A 7259-nucleotide genomic window follows, 5' to 3' on the forward strand; every position below is an offset into this window, starting at 1 on the left:
GCCCGGGGAGATTCCCCCGGGCCGGGCCCTTTCCCGTGCCGGGGGAGGGGCCTCCGGTGCTCACCGGGCGGGGATCGTGGCGAAATGCCAGAGTTGGGGAGGTTTGCGATATAGCTGGTGCCGTACGACGGGAGAAGCGCCCATGCCTGACACTCCGACGCCCGCGACCATGCCCAAGCACACCGGCGGCGGCAGCGCCCCGACCCCCGGTCCGCCGGGTGCCGGCGGCGCTGCCAAGCCGGTGGGGGAGCGTGGCCGCACCGCGCTGGCCGTCGGCGTGGTGGAGAAGATCGCCGGGATGGCCGCTCGCGAGGTCGCGGGGATCCACGCGCTCGGCTCCGGGCTCGCCCGCACCTTCGGCGCGATGCGGGACCGGGTGCCCGGCGGCAAGCCCAGCGTGGGGCGGGGCATCAAGGCGGAGGTCGGCGAGAAGCAGACCGCGATCGACATCGCCCTGGTGGTCGAGTACGGCGTGGTCATTCCCGAACTCGCCCGCCAGGTGCGGGAGAACATCATCAACGCGGTGGAACGGATGACCGGCCTGGAGGTCGTCGAGGTCAACATCGCGGTCAACGACGTCCACCTCCCGGACGAACCGGAGTTCGAGGAGGAAGAGGAGCCGGTGGCGCCCTCCGGGCAGCGGCCGAAGCTCAAGTAGCGCGTTCGGCGGCGGGCCGACGGCGGACCCGACGAGGCAGCGGGACACGAGGGAGTAGCGGATGAACCTGGCCATCGTCGGCCTGGTGGTGGGCATGGCCCTCGGCTTCGCCGGGTACTTCGGCGGGTTCGCGGCCTTCCTGCTGGTGGCCGCCCTCGGGCTGGTCGGTTTCGTGCTCGGGCGCCTGCTGGAGGGCGACATCGAGCTGGGCGAACTCGGGGACCTGCTCCGCGGCCGCGACCGGCGCCGCTGATGGCGGGCCCCGCGTCGGCTCCGGCCGCGCTCTCCGGGTCGGGTTCCGTGCCGGGTCCCGGTCCGGGTTCCGGTTCCGGTTCCGTGCCGGGGCGCCGAGGGCGGCTCCGGGTCGCCGACCGGGTGTACGCCCGGATCGCGGCCCGGGCCGTCCAGGAGGTGCTGACCGAGGCCTGGCCGGCCGGGCGGGCGAAGGGGGCGCCGCCGCACGTCTCGGTGACCGTACCGGGGAGCACGGTGACGGTCCGGGTGGCGGTCGAGCTGCCGTTCCCCTCGGACGTCGCGGCGCTGGCCGGGGCGGTGCGGAAGCGGATCGCGGAGCGGGTGGTGGGGCTGACCGGGACGAGGGTGTCGGAAGTCATCGTCGTGGTCGAGAAGTTGGTGACGGGAGGCGCCTCGTGACCGGGGAGGCGCCCGGAACGGCGGCGGCGTCGGGGGCTCGGCCGGAGAAGGTGAGGCGGCTGCGGGCGCCCCGTACGGCCGCGGCGGCCCTGGTGGCGACGGCGGTGCTGGTGGTGGCGGGGGCGCTGCTGTACGACGTGGTCGCCGTACGGGTGGGGCAGCCGGCGCGGCGGTGGCGGGCGCAGATCGCGGACGAGCTGGCGACCCGCCACCTCGACGACCTGGCGGTGCTGGTGGGGGCCGGAGCGGCGACCCTGCTCGGCGGGTGGCTGCTGTGGCTCGCCGTCGCGCCCGGGCTGCGGCGGTGGCTCGTGCTGCGGCCCTGCGGGGGGACGGCCGCGGCCGTCGACCGGGCCGGGGTCGGGCACCTGCTGGCGGACCGGGCGGCGGGCCTGGACGGGATCGACCGCCTGCGGATCCGGGTCGGGCGGCGGCGGGTCCGGATCTCGCTGGAGGGGGTGGCGGACCCGGCGCTGGTGCAGCGGCAGTTGCGGGACGAGCTGGAGCGGGTGGGGCTGGGGCGGCCGTTGCGGCTGGACGTGCGGACGGGGCGGGGGGCCGGGGGCGTGGTGGGGGAGGACCCGGGGGCGGGGACCACCGGGTCCGGGACGGGGGCCGGGGCGGCCGGCGGTGAGGGGGCGGCCGGGTGAGGAGGACGGTCGTCAACCGGGTGGTGCTGGGGGTGGTGGGGGCGGTGCTGCTGGCGGCCGGGGTGCTGGTGCTGGCGGGCGGGCTCGACCTGTACCGGCGGCTGGGCGTCCACCCGCCGCAGTGGTGGCCGCTGACCTCACCCGACCAGCCGGTGGTGAGCGCGCGTTCCCGGGGGCGGTGGGTGGCGTCGTCGTGGTGGTGGCCGACGGTGATCGGCGGACTGACCGTCCTGGTGGCGGGGATGGCGTGGTGGCTGGTGGCGCAGCTGCGGCGGAGCGGGCTGTCGAGCATCGCGGTGCCGACGCCGGGGGTGAGCGGGCTGCGGCTGCGGGTCGGTGCGCGGGCGCTGGAGGAGGCGCTGGAGAACGGGACGGCGGTGCTGCCGGAAGTCGAACGGGCCGGGGTGCGGCTGGTGCGGGCGCCGGGGCACCCGCGGCTGCGCGGGGCGGTGCGGCTGAGGCCGGGCGGGGATCCGGCCGCGCTGGTGGAGCACTTCGAGGACGGGCCCCGGACGGACGCGTGCGGGAGCCTGCGGCTGGCGGAGCTGCCGGCCGATCTGCGGATCCGGGTCCTCCAGGCGGCCCCCGCCGAGCCGCGGCGCGGGCGGGGGCGGCGCGGTCGGCGGGGGCGCGGGCAGGCGCGGGTGGAGTAGGCGGGGGTCAGAGGGTGCGGAGGGCGCCGCCGTCGACGGGGACCATGATGCCGGTCAGGTAGGAGGCGGCGGGGGAGAGCAGGAAGGCGGCGACCTTGCCGAACTCCTCGGGGGTGCCGTAGCGGCCCAGCGGAATGCCGGCGGTGGCCTGGGCGCGGGCGGCGTCGGGGTCGGCGGCGAGGCCGTCGAGCTCGCGGACCCGGTCGGTGTCGATCCGGGCCGGGAGCAGGCCGAGCACCCGGATGCCGCGGGGGCCGAGCTCGTCGGCGAGGGCCTTGGCGGCCATGGCGAGACCCGGGCGCAGACCGTTGGAGATGCCCAGGCCGGGGATCGGCTGGCGGACCGAGCTGGAGAGCACGAAGGCGATCACCCCGCCGTCGGGGAGCGCGGCGGCGGTGGCGCGGGCGAGGCGGAGGGCGCCGAGGAAGACGGACTCGAAGGCGTCCCGCCAGGCGTCCTCGGGGGTGGTCTCCACGGCGCCGGCCTGGGGGCCGCCGACGCTGATCAGGATGCCGTCGAGCCGGCCGAAGCGGTGCCGGGCCTCGGCGATGAGGCGCTCGGGGGTGTCGGGGTCGGCGTTGTCGGCGACGAGACCGTGGGCGGTGCCGAGGGTCTCGAGTCCGGCGACGGCGGTGTCGACGGCTTGCCGGGTGCGGCCGCTGACGAGCACGCGGGCGCCGTCGGCGACGAGTTCGCGGGCGCTCGCGAGGCCGAGGCCCCGGGTGGCGCCGGTGACGATGTAGGCCTTGTCCTTCAGTCCGAGATCCATGGGGACATAGTGCCCGGTGTGGAGGGTGGGGGCGGATCGGGGGCTGGCGTTGACGTCGGGGGGAGGGTTTACGGTCGTCGTCGGACATGCGGGAGGAGTGGTTCGGCGTGCGGATCGGGGAGTTGGCGGAGCGGGCGGGGACGACCACGCGGGCGTTGCGGTACTACGAGCAGTTGGGGTTGTTGCCGGCCCGGCGGGCGGGCAACGGGTACCGGGCGTACGACGAGGCGGATCTGCGGTTGCTGCGGGAGATCCGGATGCTGCAGGACTTCGGGTTCGGGCTGGAGGAGACCAGGCCGTTCGTGGAGTGCCTGCGAGCGGGGCACCCGGAGGGGGACTCGTGTCCGGCCTCGCTGGAGGTGTACCGGCGGAAGTTGGGGGAGCTGGACGAGTGCATCGCCCGGCTCCAGGACGTACGGGCGCAGGTGGCGGGGCAGTTCGACCGGGCCGTGCGGGCGCGGGACGAGCTGGCCGCCGTCGAGGAACCGCCTCATTGTGAACTGGTGAAGGAGTAGACGGTGGTGGAGATCGCGGGTGTGCCGGCGGTGACGGACGAGACGTTCGCCGCGGAGGTGCTGGCGGCCGAGGGGCCGGTGCTGGTGGACTTCACGGCGGACTGGTGCCCGCCCTGCCGGATGATGGCGCCGGTGCTGGCGGACATCGCGCGGGAGGAGGCGCACCGGGTGCGGGTGGTGAGCCTGGACGTGGACCACAACCCGCGGACCCAGGCGGCGTACGGGGTGCTGTCGATGCCGACGCTGATGGTGTTCCGGGGCGGGCAGCCGGTGCGGTCGGTGGTGGGGGCGCGGGCGAAGGCGCGGCTGCTGCGGGAGCTGGAGGACGTGCTCTAGGCGGGGACGGCGTCGAGCGGGACCTCGGCCTCGGCGGCCTGCTTGGCGCGGTCCTTGGCCTCGCGGCGGGCGAGGACCCAGACGCCGACCGGGATCATCGCGGTGAACAGCCACCACTGGATGGCGTAGGCCATGTGCGGGCCGATGTCGGAGTGGTTGGGCTCGGGGACCAGCTGGGGCTGGTCGGCCGGGGCCGGGGTGGTGGCGGCGAGTTCGAGGTAGCCGCCGAGGAGGGGGGCGCCGGTCCGCTTGGCCTGCTCGTCGGTGTTGATCAGGTTGAACTGGCGGTCGGGCAGGCCGGTGCGGTCCTTGATGCCGCTGGCGCCGTAGGTCTCCTCGGCGCGCAGGCGGCCGGTGAGGGAGACCTCGCCGGCGGGGGTGGCCGGGACGGGCGGGTACTCGGTGGCGCCGTTGCCGGAGGCGACCCAGCCGCGGTTGACCAGGAGGGTGCCCTTGCCGTCGGAGAGACGGAACGGGGTCACGACGAAGTAGCCGATGGTGCCGCTGGAGTCGGTCCGCTTGCGGACCACGAACTCGTGTGCCGGGTCGTACTGTCCGGTGGCGGTCACCGTGCGCCAGGTGAGGTCCTTGGGGACCGCGAAGCCGGGGGTCGGCGACAGGGTGTCGAAGGGGACCGGCGCGGCCGTGAGGGCCTGGCCGATCAGCTCGTTCCGGGCCACCCGTGCCTCGTGGCGGTGCAGCTGCCAGAAGCCCAGCTTGATCGTCGCGGGGATCAGCAGCAGCGCGACCAGCATGGTGATCAGCCACTGTCGGGTCAGCAGAAAACGGTACACATGGGAACGGTACGCCGACCTCACAACGGGCTCACGCACCGGGGTGCGGGGCGACCTCGCGCAGCAGTTGGAGGAAGGCGTCCTCGCCGACGACGGGGGTACCGACCTCGCGGGCCTTGCGGGCCTTGCCGCTCCAGCTGTCCGGCTCGTTGGTGACCAGCAGGCTGGTGAGGCGGCTCACCGAGGTGGCGATGTGCAGGCCGGCCTCGACCGCGCGGTCCTCCAGGACCTCGCGGTCGGTGGCGGTGTCGCCGGTGATGGCCACCCGCATGCCCTGGACCAGCGGCTTGCCGTCCTGCCAGCGCCCCGGGTTGGGGTACGGGCAGGGCGGGCGCTTCTTGGCCTGGCGGTACGAGGCGCCGGTCCAGCTGCCGCGGCCGGGGGTGGCGGGCTCCTCCTCGCCGAGGTCGGTGACCGCGACGCAGTTCTGCAGCGGCAGCGGCACGCCGCCGTCGCGGGCGAGGTGCAGGCTGGGGCGGAAGGCCTCGGCGAGCACCCGGGCGTCGTCCAGGGCGTTGTGGGCGTGGCGCTGCTGGACGCCGAAGTGGGCGGCGAGCGAGGACAGCTTGCCGTTGGGCAGCGGCAGGCGCAGGTCGCGGGAGAGGACCATGGTGCACAGCCGCTGCTCGACCGGGGCGCGCAGGCCGGCCCGGGAGAACTCGCGGGAGATCATGTTCCAGTCGAAGAGCGCGTTGTGCGCGACCAGGACGCGGTCGTGCAGGCGCGCGGCGAACTCGTCGGCGATCTGCGGGAAGGTCGGGGCGGTGGCGAGCAGCTCGGCGGTGAGGCCGTGGATCCAGACCGGGCCGGGGTCCCGTTCGGGGTTGACCAGGGTGTACCAGTGGTCGACGACCTCGCCGTCCGGGTCCAGCTGGTAGACGCCCGCCGAGATGACGCGGTCCGAGCGGCCGAGACCGGTGGTCTCGACGTCGACGACCGCGAAGCCCCCGGCGGGGGCGGCGGAGCGCTGCGCGGGGACCGGGGCGGTCCGCGGCGCTCCGTACGTCTCGGGCTGGATCGGTTGCATGGTCCAACAGGATAAGGGGCCGGGCGGGGGGCTCCGGCCGGAATGTTCCGACCGACCGGCCGGAATAGAGTGGTCAGCGGGGGTGTCGTACACCTGGTCGAGACCGTCCAGCTAAGGAACAGCGCATGCGTGCCACCGTGATCCACGGCCCCAACGACATCCGGATCGAAGAAGTCCCGGACCCGGTGATCCAGTACCCGACGGACGTGGTGCTCCGGGTGGTGAACGCCTGTATCTGCGGCAGCGACCTGTGGGCGTACCGCGGGGTCGCGCAGCGGGTGGCCGGGCAGCGGATCGGGCACGAGTTCCTCGGCGTGGTCGAGGAGGTCGGCGCCGAGGTGCGCGGCTTCGCCAAGGGCGACCTGGTGGTGGCGCCGTTCGTCTGGTCGGACGGCGTGTGTGACTTCTGTCTCGAAGGCCTCCAGACCTCCTGCCCGCACGGCGGGTTCTGGGGGCAGGTCGGCTCGGACGGCGGCCAGGGCGAGGCGGTGCGGGTGCCGTTCGCGGACGGGACGCTGGTGAAGCTGCCGAAGGAGGCGGCGGGCGACGAGAAGCTGCTGCCCGGGCTGCTGGCGCTGTCCGACGTGATGTCCACCGGGCACCACGCGGCGGTCTCGGCGCGGGTGCGGCCCGGGGCGACGGTCGCGGTGGTCGGCGACGGCGCGGTGGGCCTGTGCGGCGTCCTGGCGGCGCACCGGCTGGGCGCGGGCCGGATCATCGCGCTGGGCCGGCACGCGGCCCGCACCGAGCTGGCCCGCCGCTTCGGTGCGACGGACGTGGTGGCGGAGCGCGGCGAGGCCGCGGTCGAGGCGGTGAAGGAGCTGACCGGCGGGCAGGGCGCGCACGCGGTGCTGGAGGCGGTCGGTACCGAGGAGTCGATGCGGACGGCCGTCTCGATCGCCCGGGACGGCGGCGCGGTGGGCTACGTCGGGGTGCCGCACGGCGGCAGCGCGGGCGTCGACATCGGTCAGATGTTCGGCCGGAACGTTTCGCTGAACGGCGGCGTCGCCCCGGCCCGTGCGTACATCCCGGAGCTGCTGCCGGACGTGCTCTCGGGCGCCATCGAGCCGGGCCTGGTCTTCGACCGCACCGTCGGCCTGGACGGCGTTCCGGACGGCTACCGCGCGATGGACGACCGCTCGGCCCTGAAGGTGCGGATCGCGTTCTGAGGCGTCGGCCTCCCGGCTCCGGCCCGTGCCGCCC

The 7259-nt window shown here is 75.1% G+C and carries 11 protein-coding genes; 8 read left to right on the forward strand and 3 right to left on the reverse strand.

All coding sequences use genetic code 11. The features are described 5' to 3' along the window. Positions 1-169: 169 nt before the first annotated feature. The 5 genes from ACFU6K_RS25240 (at position 170) to ACFU6K_RS25260 (ending at position 2615) form a co-directional block, all read left to right on the forward strand. Positions 170-658 carry an Asp23/Gls24 family envelope stress response protein gene (locus ACFU6K_RS25240; RefSeq protein ID WP_380666644.1) on the forward strand — a complete coding sequence of 163 codons (489 nt, stop codon included), beginning with the start codon at positions 170-172 and terminating at the stop codon, positions 656-658. Between the two features lie 61 nt (positions 659-719). Beyond that, a complete protein-coding gene (locus ACFU6K_RS25245) occupies positions 720-911 on the forward strand; it encodes a hypothetical protein (RefSeq protein ID WP_049658455.1) in 192 nt (63 codons plus the stop codon). A gap of 83 nt (positions 912-994) precedes the next feature. Beyond that, on the forward strand, positions 995-1312 hold the full coding sequence (locus ACFU6K_RS25250; protein WP_380666630.1) for a hypothetical protein: 318 nt from the start codon (positions 995-997) through the stop codon (positions 1310-1312). After that, a complete protein-coding gene (locus ACFU6K_RS25255) occupies positions 1309-1962 on the forward strand; it encodes a DUF6286 domain-containing protein (RefSeq protein ID WP_380666632.1) in 654 nt (217 codons plus the stop codon). Before ACFU6K_RS25250 ends, ACFU6K_RS25255 begins: the two co-directional genes overlap by 4 nt. Then, positions 1959-2615 (forward strand): alkaline shock response membrane anchor protein AmaP, encoded by a 657-nt coding sequence (locus tag ACFU6K_RS25260; protein ID WP_380666634.1) that lies wholly within the window; start codon positions 1959-1961, stop codon positions 2613-2615. The genes ACFU6K_RS25255 and ACFU6K_RS25260 overlap by 4 nt, the downstream gene beginning before the upstream one ends. A 7-nt stretch (positions 2616-2622) precedes the next feature. Here the strand turns inward: ACFU6K_RS25260 and ACFU6K_RS25265 are convergent, their stop codons facing one another. Beyond that, positions 2623-3384, reverse strand: coding sequence for an SDR family oxidoreductase (locus tag ACFU6K_RS25265; protein ID WP_380666636.1), 762 nt, complete (start codon positions 3382-3384; stop codon positions 2623-2625). A 107-nt stretch (positions 3385-3491) separates the two neighbouring features. Here ACFU6K_RS25265 and ACFU6K_RS25270 point away from each other — a divergent pair, with 107 nt between their 5' ends. Beyond that, positions 3492-3899, forward strand: a complete 408-nt coding sequence (locus tag ACFU6K_RS25270) for a MerR family transcriptional regulator (protein ID WP_380666646.1) — start codon at positions 3492-3494, stop codon at positions 3897-3899. Positions 3900-3902: 3 nt separating this feature from the next. Beyond that, complete coding sequence (trxA, locus tag ACFU6K_RS25275) at positions 3903-4235, forward strand: thioredoxin (RefSeq protein WP_049653505.1); 333 nt, start codon at positions 3903-3905, stop codon at positions 4233-4235. Here trxA and ACFU6K_RS25280 read toward each other — a convergent pair. Both ACFU6K_RS25280 and ACFU6K_RS25285 read right to left on the reverse strand, forming a co-directional pair. Further along, positions 4232-5029: an SURF1 family protein gene (locus ACFU6K_RS25280; protein WP_380666638.1), complete on the reverse strand. Its 798-nt coding sequence runs from the start codon at positions 5027-5029 to the stop codon at positions 4232-4234. The genes trxA and ACFU6K_RS25280 overlap by 4 nt on opposite strands. Before the next feature lie 31 nt (positions 5030-5060). Next, the gene (locus ACFU6K_RS25285; protein ID WP_380666640.1) at positions 5061-6056 is read right to left on the reverse strand and encodes a DEDDh family exonuclease; all 996 of its coding nucleotides are present in this window, start codon (positions 6054-6056) and stop codon (positions 5061-5063) included. 125 nt (positions 6057-6181) lie between these two features. Between ACFU6K_RS25285 and ACFU6K_RS25290 the strand changes: the two genes are divergently transcribed. Beyond that, positions 6182-7225, forward strand: coding sequence for a zinc-dependent alcohol dehydrogenase family protein (locus tag ACFU6K_RS25290; RefSeq protein WP_380666642.1), 1044 nt, complete (start codon positions 6182-6184; stop codon positions 7223-7225). The last annotated feature ends 34 nt before the right edge of the window (positions 7226-7259 follow it).

The sequence above is a fragment of the Kitasatospora sp. NPDC057512 genome (assembly GCF_042802135.1).
Lineage (GTDB): Bacteria > Actinomycetota > Actinomycetes > Streptomycetales > Streptomycetaceae > Kitasatospora.

Coding starts and splice junctions, on each gene's coding strand:
- ACFU6K_RS25240 (WP_380666644.1), top strand. CDS start 170: ATGCCCAAGCACACCGGCGGCGGCAGCGCCCCGACCCCCGGTCCGCCG.
- ACFU6K_RS25245 (WP_049658455.1), top strand. CDS start 720: ATGAACCTGGCCATCGTCGGCCTGGTGGTGGGCATGGCCCTCGGCTTC.
- ACFU6K_RS25265 (WP_380666636.1), bottom strand. CDS start 3,384: ATGGATCTCGGACTGAAGGACAAGGCCTACATCGTCACCGGCGCCACC.
- ACFU6K_RS25285 (WP_380666640.1), bottom strand. CDS start 6,056: ATGCAACCGATCCAGCCCGAGACGTACGGAGCGCCGCGGACCGCCCCG.
- ACFU6K_RS25290 (WP_380666642.1), top strand. CDS start 6,182: ATGCGTGCCACCGTGATCCACGGCCCCAACGACATCCGGATCGAAGAA.